Annotated in this window: 1 protein-coding gene; it reads right to left on the reverse strand. The window is 61.8% G+C overall.

The features are described from left to right. The coding region (locus RM844_RS33050) for an ABC transporter substrate-binding protein (RefSeq protein WP_311671114.1) at nt 1-421 on the reverse strand (421 nt) is incomplete at both ends.

Genomic DNA, 421 nt, shown 5'->3' on the forward strand with positions numbered 1-421 from the left:
CACCTTGGCCAGGGTCAGCTGCTTGCCCGGATCGAGGGACTCGATGAAGTACGGGCCGCTGGAGGCGTAGTTCTTGCGGAACTCCAGGCTGTCGGCGAAATACTTCGACACCACTTCCTCGGGCAGCGGGGTGACGAAGTTGAGGGTGAGGATGTCGAGGACATCACTGGCCGGCCGGGTCAGGGTGAGTTGTAATGTCTTGTCGTCCAGGGCCTTCCGTCCACTGATCTGGTGGGTATCGATGAAGTTCTTGACCGCGGCCAGATCGCCGGTGGGAACCTTGGCGAACTCATCGGCGTATTCCTTGAACCCGTCGAACAGTGCGTTGTAGTAGGTGATGGCGCTGACCTGGGCGTTGGGGTCGGGGAAGCGCTTCACCGCGTACACGAAATCCTGCGCGGTGATCGGCCGGGTCGCGGCG

The sequence above is a fragment of the Streptomyces chisholmiae genome (genome assembly GCF_031845445.1).
In the GTDB taxonomy this organism is placed as follows: Bacteria; Actinomycetota; Actinomycetes; order Streptomycetales; family Streptomycetaceae; genus Streptomyces; species Streptomyces chisholmiae.